Raw genomic sequence first — 15,406 nt, 5'->3', positions numbered from 1 at the left:
GACGGATGGGGGCCCAAAAATACGGCATGTGCAGAAAGTGGGGCCCGGCGCGCACGGCGAGCTTGATACGGCAGGCCGCGGGTCTGCTTGTATCGGAATGCAGGGTATTTAGGGTTCCGCCGCATTGCGGGTCAGGTCCAAGAAATATCACCGGGTCGGCAAATTCCGGTCAGGCACACGGCGGGGCAAAATCCCGGGAGGAGCACTGCGCAGATCTGGACCGCACCACACTCCCGTTCCGCCAGCGGATCCGACCTGACAGACAAGACGATCGGGCGGGACGCTGACCAACAGGGATGCCCCATGACGAGAGCCATGTATCTTGCCTCCGCCGCCGCCATCGGACTTGCGAGCGCAGCCGCACCACCTGCCGTTGCACAAGAGAAAACGGACTTCTCCGTCGCTTGGTCGATCTATGTCGGCTGGATGCCGTGGGGCTATCTGGATCAGTCCGGTATCATGGATGAATGGGCCGGGAAATACGGCATCACGGTCGATATCGTGCAGATCAACGACTACGTGGAATCCGTCAATCAATACACCGCCGGCGCCTTCGACGGCGTCTCGGCCACCAACATGGATACGCTGTCGATCCCGGCGGGGGGCGGCGTGGACACGACCGCGCTGATCATCGGCGACTTTTCCAACGGCAACGACGCGGTGATCGCCTCTGGCGACACGACGCTGGAAGATCTGGCGGGCACGTCCGTCAACCTCGTGGAACTGTCGGTCTCTCACTACCTGCTGGCCCGCGCGCTGGACACGGTCGGACTGTCCGAGCGTGACCTGGGCGGCGTGGTCAACACCTCCGACGCGGACATGATCGCGGCCTTCGCCAGCGATGACGTGGACACCGTCGTGACGTGGAACCCGTTGGTGTCGGAAATCCTGTCGTCGAACCCCGATGCGAAGATCCTGTTCGACAGCTCGGAGATCCCCGGAGAGATCCTGGATCTCATGGTCGTCAACACCGAGGTGCTGGAGGCCAACCCCGATTTCGGTCGCGCGCTGGTCGGCGCCTGGTACGAGGTCATGGAACTGATGGCGCAGGGCGACGCAGAGGTGCTGAGCGCCATGGCCGAAGCCTCCGGTACCGATCTGGAGGGGTACAAGTCGCAGCTGGAGGCGACCGAGATGTTCTACGACCCCGCCGACGGCGTGGCCCAGGCCGAAAGCGCGGATCTGCCAGATACGATGGTCGGCATTGCCGAGTTCCTCTTCGACAAGGGCATCCTGGGCGTCAACGCACCATCGGCCGATTTTATCGGGATCGAGTATCCCGATGGAACGATCACCGGAGACGAGCGCAACGTCCAGTTCCGCTTCGATGCCAGCTTCATGCAGATGGCCGCTGACGGCGAGCTGTAGCACCCGTCCCGCGTCGCGCGGTCGGGGCTGATCGCATGCAACGGAGCCTGACATGCGCTTGATCAACCGACGTCCCGCCCGGCCCGCCGCCGTGCTTCTGGCCGCGGTGCCCTTCGTGGCCGTGCTGATCGCCTACTGGATCGGATCGGAGGTCCGGTTGGCCGCGAATCCCGCGGACAAGCTGTTGCCCGCGCCGGAAACCATTGCCGCGACCGCGCGGCAGATCTTCACCGAAGGTGACCGGCGCTCGGGTGACATCCTGCTGTGGACCGACACCTTGTCCAGCCTGCGCCGCCTTGGCCTTGGGGTCGGCATCGCCGCCGCGTCGGCAACGGTACTGGGAACTCTGATCGGCATGCTGCCCTATGCGCGGCGCACCCTGTCGGATTTCGTCGCCGTCGTTTCGATGGTGCCGCCGCTGGCCCTTCTGCCGATCCTCTTTATCGTCTTCGGATTGGGAGAAACGTCCAAGGTCGTTCTGATCGTCGTGGGCATCACGCCATTCATAACCCGCGACCTCAGCCAGCGCGTGCTCGACATCCCGCATGAGGAAATCGTCAAGGCGCAGACCCTTGGCGCGTCGACGGCGGTGATCGCCCTGCGTGTGGTTCTGCCGAAGATCCTGCCGCGCCTGCTTCAGTCGGTGCGCTTGTCGCTGGGGGCCGCGTGGCTGTTCCTGATCGCGGCCGAGGCGGTCGCGGCGGACTCTGGGCTTGGCTACCGCATTTTCCTTGTCCGCCGGTATCTCGCGATGGACATCATCCTGACCTACGTCATCTGGATCACGCTTCTGGCCTTTCTGATAGATTGGGCGTTGAAGGCCACGTCGCGCGCCGCCTTCCCGTGGCTGGAGGCGGGGCTGTGAGCTTCGTGACCGTCACAGATGTCTGGCAGCGCTATGGCGATCGCTCGATCATCGAGCGGGTCAATCTGGACGTGGCAGAGGGAGAGTTCGTCTCTATCGTGGGGGCCTCTGGCTGCGGCAAGTCCACTTTCCTCCGCCTGCTGCTGGCGGACGAGACGCCGAGCCGCGGCGAGATCCGCATCGACGGCGGCGAACCTGCGCGCGAGCCGGGGCGGGAGCGCGGCGTGGTGTTCCAGAGATACTCAGTCTTCCCGCACATGACCGTACGCGACAACATCGTCGCTGCCGAGAGCTTCCCAAGCGGGCTGGGCCGGTTCTTCGGCGCCAGACTGCGTGCGGCACGCGACCGGGCTGACAAGACGCTGGACCGCATCGGCTTGGCGCATGTGGCCAAGAATTATCCCGCGACACTGTCGGGCGGAATGCAGCAACGCCTTGCCATCGGACAGGCCCTGACCGCGCGGCCCCGGATTCTTTTGCTGGACGAACCGTTCGGTGCGCTCGACCCTGGCACGCGAATTGCCATGCATGACTTCCTGACAGAGCTGCGGGCCGAGACGAGAATGACGGTCTTCATGGTCACCCACGATCTGAGCGAGGGCTTCAAGCTTGGCGACCGCGTGCTGGTCTTCGACAAGACGCGCTGGGATCCCCACATGCCAGAGGCGTTCGGCGCCACGGTCACATATGATTTCGATGCGCGCGACGGCGGCGTGCCCTTTCAGCATATCCTGGACAACTACCCCCGGCTCGCCGCGCATTAGACGTCCCTCCTGCGCGCCGCCGGGCCCCGCGCAGACAGGTTTGCCAAGGCCCGTACCGACCGCCCCGCAGATCGGGGCACATGAGGGAGACAGCGATGTTCTCTGATCTTGACCGCGCCGAAGCGCGCTCCCGCCATCCCCGCGCCATGGCCGGCCGCCTTGCCGCCCGCGGGCGCCGTGGCCACCATCCCGACCTGACCAAGCTGGGCGGCTGGAAGGCCATGCAGAAGGAGGAAGAGCTGCCGGGGGGGCGCTGGGACGAAGAGCGCCGCTGGGCGCTGCGCATGGGCCTGACGGGCGCCGACAGCATCGACGACAAGTCCATTCCCACCTTCGCGCGCGGCGAGCTGCCCCATTACGCCGGCATCAACACCTTCCTGAAAGCGCCCTATGCCGAGGACGTGCAGGAGGTCGCCCATTACGACGCGACCGTTCTGGGCATCCCGTTCGACGGCGGCACCACCTACCGCGCCGGCACCCGCTTCGGACCGCAGGGGGTGCGCAAGATCTCCGCGCTCTACACGCCCTACAACTACGAAACCGGCGTCGACCTGCGCGAGCAGATGACCATGTGCGACGCCGGCGACGTGTTCACCATTCCGGCGAACATCGAAAAGAGCTTCGACCAGATCAGCCGGGCGGTCAGCCACGTGTTCTCGTCCGGTTCCCTGCCCATCATGATCGGCGGCGACCACTCCATCGGTTTCCCGTGCCTGCGCGGCATTGCCGAATGCACATCGAAGAAAATCGGCATCGTGCATTTCGACCGCCACGCCGACATCCAGGAAAAGGACCTGGACGAGCGGATGCACACCACGCCGTGGTTCCACGCCACCGACATGCCGAACGTGTCGCCCAGGAACCTGGTTCAGGTCGGCATCGGCGGCTGGCAGGTCCCGCGTGAGGCCGTGAAGGTCGCCCGCGAGCGCCAGACCAACATCATCACCATGTCCGACATGGAGGCGATGGGCATCGACAGGACCGCCGAGATGGCGCTGGAAATGGCCTGGGACGGGGTGGACATGGTCTACCTGTCCTTCGACATCGACAGCATCGACTGCGGCTTCGTGCCCGGAACCGGCTGGCCCGAACCGGGCGGCTTCCTGCCGCGAGAGGCCCTCGCGCTGGCCTCCAGGGTCGCGGCCGAAGGCATCTGCGGGATGGAGCTGGTCGAGGTCAGCCCGCCCTACGACCAGTCAGAGATCACGGCGCTGATGGGCACGCGGGTCATCGTGGACGTTCTGGGATCGCTGGTGTCCCACGGCAAGCTGGGGGCCCACAAGCGCCACATCGACAAGCCGGTGGCGATTCCCCATGGCGAGTTCGACGGCAAGCGCTGGTCGAACCCAGAACCCCACAGGATCGGATGACCCCCATGCCCCATGACCATGCCCCGCACGACCATCACCACCACCATCCGCACGACCACAACCACCCCCACGACGCGGATCACCTGCACAGCCACATGCATGCAGAGGATGCGGCGGCGGACCTTCAGGTGCTTGCCGCCCAGTTCATCGACGGGTTCGTCCAGGCCAGGGACAAGACCAGCTACCTCAGGCTGGCGGGCGTGCCGTTCGAGCGTCCCGGCCGCTCCGGCGCGACGGCACTGAAGCTTGTGGACGTGGAACTGACGACGGAGTGGCAGGTCGGCACCGCGTCCCCCAGCTTCGGATCCCGAGAGCTGTCCTACCTGCCGTTCCCGGGAGAGATGGTCCGCGAGCGCACCAACATGTCGCTGATCTACGTGTCGATGGACGAAAAGTCCGCCCTCGATCTGCGGGACTTTCTGACAACCCGTAAGCGGGAGATCGAAGCATGAAAACCACGACCCTCGCCGTCCTGTCCCTGCTGTCCGCAAACCCAGCGCTGTCCCACACCGCAGCCGCCTCTCACGCCCACGCGGATGCAAGCGTCTGGCCGGTTCTGAGCGCGTGCGTTGGGATTCCCATTGCAGCTATCGTTTACGCTCGTGCTGCGGCGTTTGCGGCAGCAACAAGCGCACCCGGCGCGAAAGAGCCAGCCCGGCGCCAGGCCCTGCGCCGCACGTAGGGCGGTGATGAACGACGCGCTGTCGCGGCAACCCGCATCGAAGGCGCATTCCGTCACCGGGGCACCAGCGCCGAGTTCGGCAAGCGCCCGCTGCAACGCATCAAGAGGCGCTTCCGGGGGGCTGCCAGCGCGCGATTGCGCAATGTCGATGCGCAACGCCACGTCGTTTTCGGGACGATGTTCTACGATGGCCGTCGCGACACCACCACAGGCTACAGGGCGGGCGATAGCGACAAGCCGCCTTATCCCGACATACTGGGCTCCCCGGCGACTGACAAATCAGTTGGTGTCTTCGCGCGGCAGACCCGGTGATGGGTCGAGGATCGGAACCATGCGAAATCCGGCTGGATAAGAGCTTGGCCGAGCCGGAAAGTCCTGCGGCACGACCGCGCGTCTCGATCGCGTCGGCTGAGTATGGCACCGTTCTCAATGCCACGTTCGCGCAAAACGCTCTCAGCACTGCACAGGGGTCCGCCACGGATGGCCGGAACGCCATCGAGGGCAAACGAAGTATGAAACGGAACACCGTGCTGCAATCGCAGCACAACCCGCCGAAGCTGGCATCATGCGGAACGCGGCATTCGGCAAATTGCGGACCCCCAGCCGATGTTCAATACCTGCTCTCAAGAGCACATGCCCGACCGATCCGGCACCAGCGTTGCCGCCTCAGCGCACATCTGTGGCGGCATCGCGATCAAGCTCCCATCAGGTCCGCCCGGCCCCGTCCAAACCCCCTTACTCCGCCGCGACGGCGCCGGGGTTGTTGGGGTGGGTGGTCCAGTTGGCGGAAGCGTCCTCGACCGTCCTGCCAGTGCGGGGATCCGTCTCGCCGGGCTGCAGTTCCACCATGGTGATGCAGTCCTCGACCGGGCAGACCTCCACACAGAGGTTGCAGGCTACGCATTCGTCGTCCTTCACGGTGAACATCCGCGCCGGGGACATGGCGATGGCCTGGTGGGACGTGTCCTCGCACGCGGCGTAGCAGCGGCCGCACTGGATGCAGGCGTCCTGGTCGATCCGCGCCTTGGTCACGTAGTTGAGGTTCAGGTACTGCCAGTCGGTGACGTTCGGCACCGCGCGGCCCACCACGTCGGACACCCGCGCATAGCCCTTGTCGTCCATCCAGGCCGACAGCCCCGACGCCATCTCCGACACGATGCGAAATCCGTAGGTCATGGCCGCGGTGCAGACCTGCACGTTGCCGCAACCCAAGGCGATGAACTCGGCCGCGTCGCGCCAGGTGGTGACGCCGCCGATGCCGGAGATCGGCATGCCCCGCGTCGCCTCGGCCCGTGCGATCTCGGACACCATGGACAGCGCGATGGGCTTGACGGCGGGGCCGCAATAACCGCCATGCGATCCCTTGCCGTCGATCGACGGCTCCGGGCTCATGGTGTCGAGGTTGACCGACGTGATCGAGTTGATCGTGTTGATCAGGCTGACGGCATCGGCACCGCCGTTCCGCGCGGCCTCTGCCGGTTTGCGGATGTCGGCGATGTTGGGGGTCAGCTTCACGATCACCGGGCGGTCGTAATATGCCTTGCACCAGCGGACGACCATCTCGATGTATTCGGGCACCTGACCCACGGCAGAGCCCATGCCACGCTCGCTCATCCCGTGGGGGCAGCCGAAGTTCAACTCGATCCCGTCGGCGTTGGTCTCGGCCACGCGGGGCAGGATCGCCTTCCAGGCGGCTTCCTCGCACGGGACCATGATCGAGGCGATCAGCGCGCGGTCCGGCCAGTCGGCCTTGACCCGGGCCATCTCCTCCAGGTTCACCTCCAGCGGGCGGTCGGTGATCAGCTCGATGTTGTTGAGACCCAGAAGCCGCCGGTCGGCGCCGTGGATCGCGCCGTAGCGGGGGCCGTTGACGTTGACGACCGGAGGGCCCTCCGCCCCCAGCGTCTTCCATACGACCCCGCCCCAACCGGCCTGAAACGCGCGGCGGACGTTGTACTCCTTGTCCGTGGGCGGGGCCGAGGCCAGCCAGAACGGGTTGGGGCTGGTGATGCCCACGAAGTCGGTGGTCAGATCGGCCATGGCTGATCTCCTGTGCCAGCTTGCGTTGAGGGGGTCGGGTCGATGGTCCCGGCGACCGGGCGATCCCGGGCGGCAATGTGCACGCCTGCGTCGAACGTCTTGGACTGGCGCGGCACGACGGCTTCGAACGGCAGTTCGGGGTGCCCGCGTTCCACCGGCATTACGAACCCGCCCAAGGCGGTCTGGCGGAGCGTCAGGTCGGCAGCGGCCCTGGCCTCACCGTCCCGGCCGATCTTCTTTCGCGTGCGGCTGAGCCGCGCGGTCTTTCCGCGCTCTGCGGTCACCATCTCTTTCGGCGCGTGAACAGCCAGCCGGACATCGTGTTCGACCGTTCCGGGAGTTGCCTCTGGCCGAACCGCGCGCAGATGCGAGAATACGGCGCGTTCCACGACAGGGCTATTTCTTCCACGAGCGTTCGCAATCGTGGCGCGCAATCGCACCGGGTCCTGCAACGTCGATATCGCATCGAGCGCCCCGCGTTCGGCCGTGCTCGGATCGGCCATGGTGTGTCCCCCTCAGGTCCGGGCGGCGTCGCCGATACGGGCGCCGGTCACGGCACGGGCGGCGCCGGTCAGTTCGGCATGGATGTCCTCTGCCGCGTCGCGGCCCTGAGCCACGGCGACCACGGTCAGGTCGTCGCCGGGGGTACAGTCGCCGCCGGCCCAGACACGCGGGGCAGAGGTGCGGCCGCGGGCGTCCACGCGGATCTTGGCGCCGTCGGCCTCCAGCCCCGCCGCCAGCGTCAGCGTCTGGCCGATCGCCTTGAACACCTGGTCGGCGGGCAGGCGCAGGGTCTCTCCGGTGCCCTTGAGGCCGGTCCCGTCGTCGGCGGTGTATTCCAGCTCGATCTGCTGTACGGCGCCGTTGCCGAGGATCGCGCGCGGCTGCGCGTTCTCCAGGATCCGAACGCCACTGGATGTCGCCAGATCCTGCTCGTAGCGCGACGCGCCCATCCGGCCGCGGCCCCGGCGATAGGCCACGGTCACGGTCTCCGCGCCCAGCAGCCTGGACTGCACGGCGGCGTCGATGGCGGTCATGCCGCCGCCGATGACGACCACATTGCGGCCCACCGGCAGGGCGGACAGATCGTCCGCCTGGCGCAGGGCAGCGATGAATCCGACCGCATCCTGCACGCCGTCGCGGTCCGTCCCCGCCGCCTCCAGCGCGTTGACCCCGGCAAGACCCACGCCCAGGAACACCGCGTCGAATTCCGCCGTCAGCCCGTCCAGCGTCAGATCCCGCCCCAGTGCGCGGCCCGGCTCCAACGCGATGCCGCCGATCTGCAAGAGCCAATCGACCTCTGCCTGCGCGAAACCGTCCGTGGACTTGTAGGCCGCGATCCCGAATTCGTTCAGCCCGCCAGGCTTGTCCTTGGCGTCATAGAGCGTCACCGCATGGCCCCGCATGGCCAGCCGGTGCGCGCAGGCCAGCCCCGCCGGACCGGCCCCGACCACGGCGACCCGGTGGCCGGTCTCGGGCGCGCGCCCGAACGGGTGGTCCTGGCGCGCCATCAGCGTGTCGGTGGCGTGGCGCTGCAGGCGGCCGATCTCGACCGGCTTGCCCTCTGCGGCCTCGCGCACGCAGGCCCCTTCGCACAGATCCTCCGTCGGGCAGACGCGGGCGCACATGCCGCCCAGCACGTTCTGGCCCAGGATCGTGCGCCCGGCCTCATCGCTCTGCCCGGTCGAGATCTGGCGGATGAAAAGCGGAATGTCGATCGCTGTGGGGCAGGCGGTCACACAGGGCGCGTCGTAGCAGAAATAGCACCGGTCCGCGGCGACCGCGGCCTCATGCGCGTCCAGCGGCGGGTGCAGATCGGCGAAGTTCAGCGCGATCTGCTCTGCTTCCAGACGGTGGGCGGCGATGCCGGGGGTATAGCTGTCGGCCATGCTCTGGTCCTTTGGTTGATCCGGTCCCTAGTCCCGGATCAGCATGGCACGGTCCGTTTTTTTATCAAACGGTAAATTCTGGGCGCCGCGCGCGGCTCAGCCCCCCGAAAGCGCCGCCAGCAACGTGCCCAGCCGCGCGGAGGGGTCCGGCGCGGACCAGACCTCCTCCCCCAAAGCGACGAAATCGGCGGTGGTGGCAAGGCGCGCCAGAGCCGCCGCGTCCAGACCGCCTTCCGCCACGACCGGGATCTCGATCACCTCTGACCACCACTGAAACAGGTCGTCCTGTGCCATCTCGTCCCCCAGGTCCGGGCCGCCCACGGGGCCGAAGGCCACGTAATCGGCGCCCATCTCCGCGGATGTCATCCCGTCGTGGCGCGAGGCGCCGCAATAGGCCCCGACGATGGCGTCGGCGCCCAGATCCGCGCGCGCCCTCTTCACCTGCCGCGATCCGTCGCCAAGGTGCACGCCGTCGAGCCCGGCGCGTTGGGCCAGCTTCCAGTGGTCGGCGATCACCAGCGCCACGTCGCGCGGCTCTGTCACCGCGCGCAGCCCGTCGCAGGCGCGCAGCAGACGGTCCTCGTCCCGGGTGGCAAGGGCCAGCCGCAGGCAGGCGACCGGATGGACGTCGAGCAACGGGCCGAGGCGTTCGACGAACGCCTGATCGACCTGCGGCGGCGAGATCAGGTAGAGTTGCGGCAGGTCTTCGGCCATGGCGGTCTCCTTGGCAGGTGTGCGCGTCTTAGCCCTGCGCCGCGCGCTTGACCATGGTTGCCGGTCCGCGCGAGCGCGGCTAACACGCAGCCCATGTCCGACACACCCGCCATCATCCTGATCCGCCCGCAGATGGGCGAGAACATCGGCGCCGCGGCCCGCGCGATGCTGAATTTCGGCCTGACCGACCTGCGGCTGGTCGCGCCCCGCGACGGCTGGCCGAACCCCAGGGCCGCGGCCATGGCCTCTGGCGCGAAGCCGGTCCTGGAGGGCGCGCGCGTGGCCGGAACGCTCGCCGAGGCCGCCGATACCTGCGATTTCGTCTTTGCCACCACGGCCCGGCGACGCGACATGCCGAAGCCCGTGTTCGAGCCGGAGGCCGCCATGCAGGCGGCGCGTGAGATGATCGGTCAGGGACGGCGTGTCGGCATCCTGTTCGGGCCAGAGCGCGCGGGGCTGGAAAACGACGACGTGGCCCGCGCCAATGCGGTCGTCACGGTGCCGGTGAACCCCTTGTTCCCGTCGCTGAACCTGGCGCAATGCGTGCTGCTCTTGGGCTATGAATGGCGGCGCGGGGCGGTCGAGCATGCCCAGGCGCCGTCAACGGATATGGCCACCGCCGCCGATGTCGACCGCTTCGCCACCCATTGGGAGGACCGGCTGGATGAGGCCGGGTACTTCTTTCCGCCGGAGAAGGCCGCGCATATGCGCCGCAGCTTTCGCAACCTCTGGTCGCGGATGCCGCTGTCGGGTCCCGACGTGCAGCTTCTGCACGGCGCGCTGCGGCAACTGGTCCGCCGCCGGCCGGGTTGACTTGTGCGCCCGGCGCAGCGGGCATAGCTTGCCGCGCGACACGGGTGAGGTCGGAGGCCCCATGGCTCAGAAGCGCGCGATCTTCGAAGAGGTGGGCACCCAGCGCCCCCGGGACCCGGCCCCGAAGGGCGGCATGATCGACGCGCTTCCCCGCGGCGCGCGCCGGGCGGTGCGCGCCTGGCTTCTGGTGCTTTTCGTCCTGGTGGTGGCGATGATCGCGGTGGGCGGGCTGACCCGGCTGACGGATTCCGGACTGGCGATCACCGAATGGCGTCCCGTGACCGGCGCCCTGCCGCCCCTGTCGCAATCCGCCTGGGAGACCGAGTTCGCCAAATACCGGGAAATCCCAGAATTTCAGTTGCAGAACGCCGACATGACCCTGTCGGAGTTCAAGTCGATCTACTGGTGGGAATGGGGCCACCGGCAACTGGGCCGGATCGTCGGTCTGGTCTGGGCGCTGGGGTTCGTGGGGTTCCTGGCCGCACGCAGGATCCCGCCGGGCTGGACCGGCCGGCTGCTGGCGCTGGGCGCGCTCGGCGGGTTGCAGGGCGCGATCGGCTGGTGGATGGTGTCCTCCGGCCTCAGCGGCAGGGCCGTGGACGTGGCCTCCTACCGGCTGGCCACGCATCTGGGCCTGGCCTTCGTCATCCTGGGCCTGATCGCCTGGTTCGCCCTGTCCCTGTCGCGCAGCGACGCGCAGCTGATGCAGGCCCGACGGGGCCGGGAGCCTGCGCTGATGCGTGCGGGCAGCGTGATCCTGGCGCTGGCGTTCGTGCAGATCCTGCTGGGCGCGCTGGTCGCCGGCATCGACGCGGGCCGCAACTATACCGACTGGCCGCTGATGGCCGGGGGTTTCCTGCCGCCCGATCCGTTCCAGATCCAGCCCCTCTGGCGCAACTTCTTCGAGAACGACGGGCTGGTGCAGTTCATCCACCGGTCCTGGGGCTACCTGCTCTTCGCCGCCGGGCTCGTGGTGTTGTTGCGCGCGCGCCGGTCCTCCTTCCGCGCGACGCGGGGCGCATGGCACGGCGTGATCGCCATGATGGTGCTGCAGATCGTGCTGGGGATCGTGACCGTGATGTATTCGGCGCCCTGGGGTCTGGCGATCCTGCACCAGCTTGGCGCCGTCGCGCTCTGGGTGCTGATCCTGCGCGCCCGCCATCAGACGGCCTATCCGCGCAGCCAGTCCCTGAGGGATCCGGCATGAGCGCCTATGCCGATCTGATGGCCCACCAGCGTGAGACCGAGGCGCTGTCCCACGTCGCCATGCGCCTGGGCTGGGACCAGGAGACGGTGATGCCGCGCGGGGCCGCCGCCCAGAGGGCCGAGGAGATGGGCGTGATGGAGGGGCTGCTCCACGCCCGCCGGACCGACCCGCGCCTCGGCGACTGGCTGGAGCGCGCCGCGGCCGACGATCCCGCGGCCGAGGCCAATCTGCGCCACATCCGCCGCAGTTTCGAGCGGACGGCGCGGGTGCCCGCGCGGCTCGCGTCGGAACTGGCGCGCGTCACCTCCATGGCGCAGGGCCAGTGGGCCGAGGCGCGGGCGGCGGACGATTTTCCGGCCTTCGCACCGGTCCTGGCCCGGGTCGTCGCGCTCAAGCGCGAGGAGGCCGCAGCACTGGCCGATGGCGGCGATCCCTATGACGCGCTTCTGGACGACTATGAGCCCGGCGCCACGGCGGCGATGCTGGAAGACATGTTCGGCGCGCTCCGCCCGCGGCTCATCGCGCTGCGCGACCGCGCGCTGGGGGCCGCGCGCCAGCCGTCGGCGTTGTCGGGCACCTTCGATCCGGACACCCAGATGGGCCTGAGTGCCGGGATCGCGCGCACCTTCGGCTATGACACCGCGCGGGGCCGGATCGACCGGGCGGTGCATCCGTTCAGTTCGGGGTCGGGCACCGACGTGCGGATCACCACCCGGACCGACCCCGCCGATCCGTTCAACTGCATCTATTCCACCATCCATGAGGTCGGCCATGCCTGCTACGAGCAGACCATAGACGCGGCGTATCTTTTCACCCCCCTCGGGCGCGGCGTCTCCATGGGGGTTCACGAAAGCCAATCGCGGATCTATGAGAACCAGCTGGGCCGGAGCCGCGCCTTCACCGGCTGGCTGCACGGGCGGATGGAACAGAGCTTCGGCGCGCTTGGCATGGATCCGGAGGCCTTCTACGGAACCGTGAACCGCCTGCACCGGGGCTACATTCGCACCGAGGCGGATGAGGTTCAGTACAACCTTCATGTCCTTTTGCGCTTCGATCTGGAGCGCGAGATGATCGCCGGACGGCTGGAGGCCGCCGATCTGTCAGAGGCCTGGGACGCGCGGTTCGAGGCCGATTTCGGCTATCGCCCGCCCCGCGCCGCTCTGGGCTGCCTTCAGGACGTGCACTGGTCCGTGGGGCTGTTCGGCTACTTCCCGACCTACACGCTGGGCAATGTCTATGCGGGCTGCCTGGCGACGGCACTGCGCGACGATCTGCCGGACCTGGACGCGGCCCTGGCCGCGGGTGATCCGTCCCCGGCCACGGATTGGCTGGCCGGACGGGTCCAGGTCCACGGCGGGCTCTACCCGCCCCGCGACCTCATCGCCCGCGCCTGCGGACAGGCGCCCTCCGAAGCGCCGTTGCTGGACTACCTCGAGGCCAAATTCGGCGACATATACGCGATCTAGGTCGGGGGCGCCGGAATGTCCGGGCCGGGTAGCCTGCGCCGACCGCCCTGAGCCGCCCGACCTGATCGGCGGCAACGCGGGGTCCGAGGCGCATGCCGCGCGGGACAGGATGCCGCGACGGGCGGCGCGCCAAGGCATCAGCCCTGCGGCTGCCGATGCCAGGCGCCGCGCCGGGACAGCGCGTCGATCAGCACCCGCGGCCGGTCGGTCATCAGACCGTCCACGCCGAGGTCCAGCAGGCGGGTCATCTCCGCCGGATCGTCCACCGTCCAGACATGGATCTCCGCCCCGCGCGCATGGGCGGCGGCGACGACGCGCCGGGTGACGAGCGGGATGCCATTCCAGCGCAGCGGCACCTGGTAGCAGGGCGCCGTCTCACCGGGTACGGCAACGCCCCACCCCCAGGCCCACAGCGCCGCCACCCCGCCCATGGCGGGAGACCAGCAGAGCCGCGGTCCCAGACGCTCGCGCAGCGCGCGTGTGCGACGGATGTCGAAGGCGGCGGCGCAGACCCGGTCGGTGGCGTGCGCATCCGCGATGGCGCGGGCCATGGGACCCACAACGTCGTCGGTCTTGGCGTCGATGTTGAGCCGCAGGCCCGGAAAGGCGTCCAGCACCGTATCGAGCCGCGCCAGCCCTCCGCCGCCGGCCAGACCCGTTCGCGCCAAGTCCGCCCAGTCCCGGTCGGCGATGCGGCCGGGCGCGCCCATAAGCCGGTCGGTGGTGTCGTCATGAAAGAGCACGGCCACGCCGTCGCGGGTCGCCTGCACGTCGGTCTCGACATACCCGAACCCCATGTCGACGGCACGTGCGACGGCCTCGAAACTGTTCTCTGCGCAGCCCTCCGCGCAGCCGCGATGGGCAAAGGCGCGGGGGCGCGGGGCGTCGAGATAAGGGAAGCTCACAGCGGCCGGATGCGCAGGCGGGTGATCCTGTTGTCGGTGCGCTGCATGACCTCGAACCGGAAGCCGTGGAACGAGAACACCTGTCCCTGGGTCGGGATCGTCTGCGCCTCGTGGATCACCAGACCCGCGACGGTGTTGGCCTCGTCGTCGGGCAGGGACCAGTCGGCGGCGCGGTTCAGGTCGCGGATGGTCATGCCGCCGTCCACGATCCAATCGCCGCCGTCCGTGCGGCGATAGGGGGCCTCCGCGTCCAGGTCGAACTCGTCGGTGATCTCGCCCACGATCTCTTCCAGGATGTCCTCAAGCGTGATGAGTCCCTGCAATGCGCCGTATTCGTCCACCACCAGCGCGAAATGCGTGTGCCGACGCAGGAACTGCCGCATCTGGTCGTCCAGCGTCGTCACCTCGGGCACGAAATAGGGCGGCATGGCGACTTCGGAAATGTCGAAGGCCGCCAGCGCGCCGCCCTCCGTTCCAAGGCGGGCGTGCATGGCGCGCAACAGGTCCTTGGCATGGATCACGCCGATGATGTTCTCATGCTTGTCGCGGTAGACGGGCAGGCGGGTGTGCGGGCTTTCAAGGCATTGCCGGAGCAGCTCGGCCGGCGGATCGTCCGCGTCCAGCATCTCGATCTTCGAGCGGTGGAGCATGATCTCCTCGACCGTCCGTTCGGCCAGATCCAGCGCGCCCAGGATCCGGTCGCGGTCCTCCTTTTCGACGACACCTTCGGAGTGGCCCAGGTTCAGCGCGCCCTCGATCTCTTCCCGGATCGCCAGGATCTGGCTGTCGGGGTCGGTCTGGACGCCGAAGAGGCGCAGGATCGCCCGCACCAATGCGCGGACCGCGCTGACGACGGGCGAAAACACCTTGACCACCACCGCGATCGGGGCGGAGACCCCGGCCGCCGCGGTCTCGGCGTTGGTGATGGCGTAGGTCTTCGGCAGCACCTCGGCGAAGATCAGCACCAGCAGCGTCATGATCAGTGTCGCCATGGCCACGCCGGATTCGCCGAAGAGCCGCGTGAAGAGCGCGGTGGCAAGAGAGGTCGCCAGGATGTTGACCAGGTTGTTGCCCAGCAGGACGGAGCCGATCAGCCGCTCGTTGTCCTCCGTGATCCGCAGGGCGCGTTCGGCGCCCTTGGACCCCTTGTCGGAGAGCGAGCGCAACTTCCCGCGAGAGGCGGCGGTCAGCGCGGTCTCGGAGCCGGAAAAGAAGGCGGAGCAGACAAGCAGCAGGACGATCGCGCCGACCGTTGTCCAGAAGGCGGCGTCGAGGAAGGATGAGGTGGGTTCCATTGCTCCGGCATGTCCGAGGTTTGGTCAG

The 15,406-nt window shown here is 68.0% G+C and carries 14 protein-coding genes and 1 riboswitch; of the genes, 8 read left to right on the top strand and 6 right to left on the bottom strand.

Annotated elements, in window-relative coordinates; genetic code table 11:
* The first annotated feature begins 97 nt into the window (after positions 1–97).
* Positions 98–202, top strand: a riboswitch (guanidine-I (ykkC/yxkD leader).
* 101 nt (positions 203–303) lie between these two features.
* The 5 genes from KW83_RS03250 (at position 304) to KW83_RS03230 (ending at position 4,819) form a co-directional block, all read left to right on the top strand.
* Complete coding sequence (locus KW83_RS03250; protein WP_036174308.1) at positions 304–1,368, top strand: putative urea ABC transporter substrate-binding protein; 1,065 nt, start codon at positions 304–306, stop codon at positions 1,366–1,368.
* Between the two features lie 52 nt (positions 1,369–1,420).
* The gene (locus KW83_RS03245) at positions 1,421–2,233 is read left to right on the top strand and encodes an ABC transporter permease (RefSeq protein ID WP_036174306.1); all 813 of its coding nucleotides are present in this window, start codon (positions 1,421–1,423) and stop codon (positions 2,231–2,233) included.
* A complete protein-coding gene (locus tag KW83_RS03240) occupies positions 2,230–2,997 on the top strand; it encodes an ATP-binding cassette domain-containing protein (RefSeq protein WP_036174304.1) in 768 nt (255 codons plus the stop codon). The genes KW83_RS03245 and KW83_RS03240 overlap by 4 nt, the downstream gene beginning before the upstream one ends.
* A gap of 95 nt (positions 2,998–3,092) precedes the next feature.
* Entirely contained in the window at positions 3,093–4,367 is a 1,275-nt protein-coding gene (locus KW83_RS03235; protein WP_235191345.1) for an agmatinase family protein, read from the top strand.
* Between the two features lie 5 nt (positions 4,368–4,372).
* Positions 4,373–4,819, top strand: a complete 447-nt coding sequence (locus tag KW83_RS03230) for a hypothetical protein (RefSeq protein ID WP_036174302.1) — start codon at positions 4,373–4,375, stop codon at positions 4,817–4,819.
* A gap of 965 nt (positions 4,820–5,784) precedes the next feature.
* Here KW83_RS03230 and preA read toward each other — a convergent pair.
* From preA to KW83_RS03210, 4 genes are all read right to left on the bottom strand, one after another.
* Positions 5,785–7,089 carry an NAD-dependent dihydropyrimidine dehydrogenase subunit PreA gene (gene preA, locus KW83_RS03225; protein ID WP_036174300.1) on the bottom strand — a complete coding sequence of 435 codons (1,305 nt, stop codon included), beginning with the start codon at positions 7,087–7,089 and terminating at the stop codon, positions 5,785–5,787.
* Positions 7,077–7,478, bottom strand: coding sequence for a hypothetical protein (locus KW83_RS03220; protein ID WP_152563456.1), 402 nt, complete (start codon positions 7,476–7,478; stop codon positions 7,077–7,079). Before KW83_RS03220 ends, preA begins: the two co-directional genes overlap by 13 nt.
* A gap of 126 nt (positions 7,479–7,604) precedes the next feature.
* Positions 7,605–8,978 (bottom strand): NAD(P)-dependent oxidoreductase, encoded by a 1,374-nt coding sequence (locus tag KW83_RS03215; protein ID WP_051928182.1) that lies wholly within the window; start codon positions 8,976–8,978, stop codon positions 7,605–7,607.
* A gap of 96 nt (positions 8,979–9,074) precedes the next feature.
* Entirely contained in the window at positions 9,075–9,692 is a 618-nt protein-coding gene (locus tag KW83_RS03210) for a thiamine phosphate synthase (RefSeq protein ID WP_036174287.1), read from the bottom strand.
* 93 nt (positions 9,693–9,785) lie between these two features.
* Between KW83_RS03210 and KW83_RS03205 the strand changes: the two genes are divergently transcribed.
* The 3 genes from KW83_RS03205 to KW83_RS03195 all read left to right on the top strand — a co-directional run bounded on the left by KW83_RS03205 (position 9,786) and on the right by KW83_RS03195 (position 13,178).
* Entirely contained in the window at positions 9,786–10,505 is a 720-nt protein-coding gene (locus KW83_RS03205) for an RNA methyltransferase (protein WP_036174284.1), read from the top strand.
* Between the two features lie 61 nt (positions 10,506–10,566).
* A complete protein-coding gene (ctaA, locus tag KW83_RS03200) occupies positions 10,567–11,712 on the top strand; it encodes a heme A synthase (protein WP_036174281.1) in 1,146 nt (381 codons plus the stop codon).
* Positions 11,709–13,178 (top strand): carboxypeptidase M32, encoded by a 1,470-nt coding sequence (locus KW83_RS03195; RefSeq protein WP_036174278.1) that lies wholly within the window; start codon positions 11,709–11,711, stop codon positions 13,176–13,178. Before ctaA ends, KW83_RS03195 begins: the two co-directional genes overlap by 4 nt.
* A gap of 137 nt (positions 13,179–13,315) precedes the next feature.
* Here KW83_RS03195 and KW83_RS03190 read toward each other — a convergent pair whose 3' ends face one another.
* Positions 13,316–14,083, bottom strand: a complete 768-nt coding sequence (locus KW83_RS03190) for a glycerophosphodiester phosphodiesterase family protein (RefSeq protein ID WP_036174275.1) — start codon at positions 14,081–14,083, stop codon at positions 13,316–13,318.
* Positions 14,080–15,378, bottom strand: coding sequence for an HlyC/CorC family transporter (locus KW83_RS03185; protein WP_036174272.1), 1,299 nt, complete (start codon positions 15,376–15,378; stop codon positions 14,080–14,082). Before KW83_RS03185 ends, KW83_RS03190 begins: the two co-directional genes overlap by 4 nt.
* Between the last annotated feature and the right edge of the window lie 28 nt (positions 15,379–15,406).

This window comes from Palleronia rufa (assembly GCF_000743715.1).
GTDB classification, from domain to species: domain Bacteria; phylum Pseudomonadota; class Alphaproteobacteria; order Rhodobacterales; family Rhodobacteraceae; genus Palleronia; species Palleronia rufa.
Note: the sequence above shows the minus strand (reverse complement) of the source record. Positions and strands in the feature narration are given on the sequence as shown.

Bases quoted from the DNA above. Each gene is read 5' to 3' on its own strand.
- KW83_RS03205 (WP_036174284.1), top strand. From the start codon at position 9,786: ATGTCCGACACACCCGCCATCATCCTGATCCGCCCGCAGATGGGCGAG.
- preA (WP_036174300.1), bottom strand. From the start codon at position 7,089: ATGGCCGATCTGACCACCGACTTCGTGGGCATCACCAGCCCCAACCCG.
- KW83_RS03230 (WP_036174302.1), top strand. From the start codon at position 4,373: ATGCCCCATGACCATGCCCCGCACGACCATCACCACCACCATCCGCAC.
- KW83_RS03210 (WP_036174287.1), bottom strand. From the start codon at position 9,692: ATGGCCGAAGACCTGCCGCAACTCTACCTGATCTCGCCGCCGCAGGTC.
- KW83_RS03245 (WP_036174306.1), top strand. From the start codon at position 1,421: ATGCGCTTGATCAACCGACGTCCCGCCCGGCCCGCCGCCGTGCTTCTG.
- KW83_RS03185 (WP_036174272.1), bottom strand. From the start codon at position 15,378: ATGGAACCCACCTCATCCTTCCTCGACGCCGCCTTCTGGACAACGGTC.
- KW83_RS03215 (WP_051928182.1), bottom strand. From the start codon at position 8,978: ATGGCCGACAGCTATACCCCCGGCATCGCCGCCCACCGTCTGGAAGCA.
- KW83_RS03195 (WP_036174278.1), top strand. From the start codon at position 11,709: ATGAGCGCCTATGCCGATCTGATGGCCCACCAGCGTGAGACCGAGGCG.
- KW83_RS03250 (WP_036174308.1), top strand. From the start codon at position 304: ATGACGAGAGCCATGTATCTTGCCTCCGCCGCCGCCATCGGACTTGCG.
- KW83_RS03235 (WP_235191345.1), top strand. From the start codon at position 3,093: ATGTTCTCTGATCTTGACCGCGCCGAAGCGCGCTCCCGCCATCCCCGC.
- ctaA (WP_036174281.1), top strand. From the start codon at position 10,567: ATGGCTCAGAAGCGCGCGATCTTCGAAGAGGTGGGCACCCAGCGCCCC.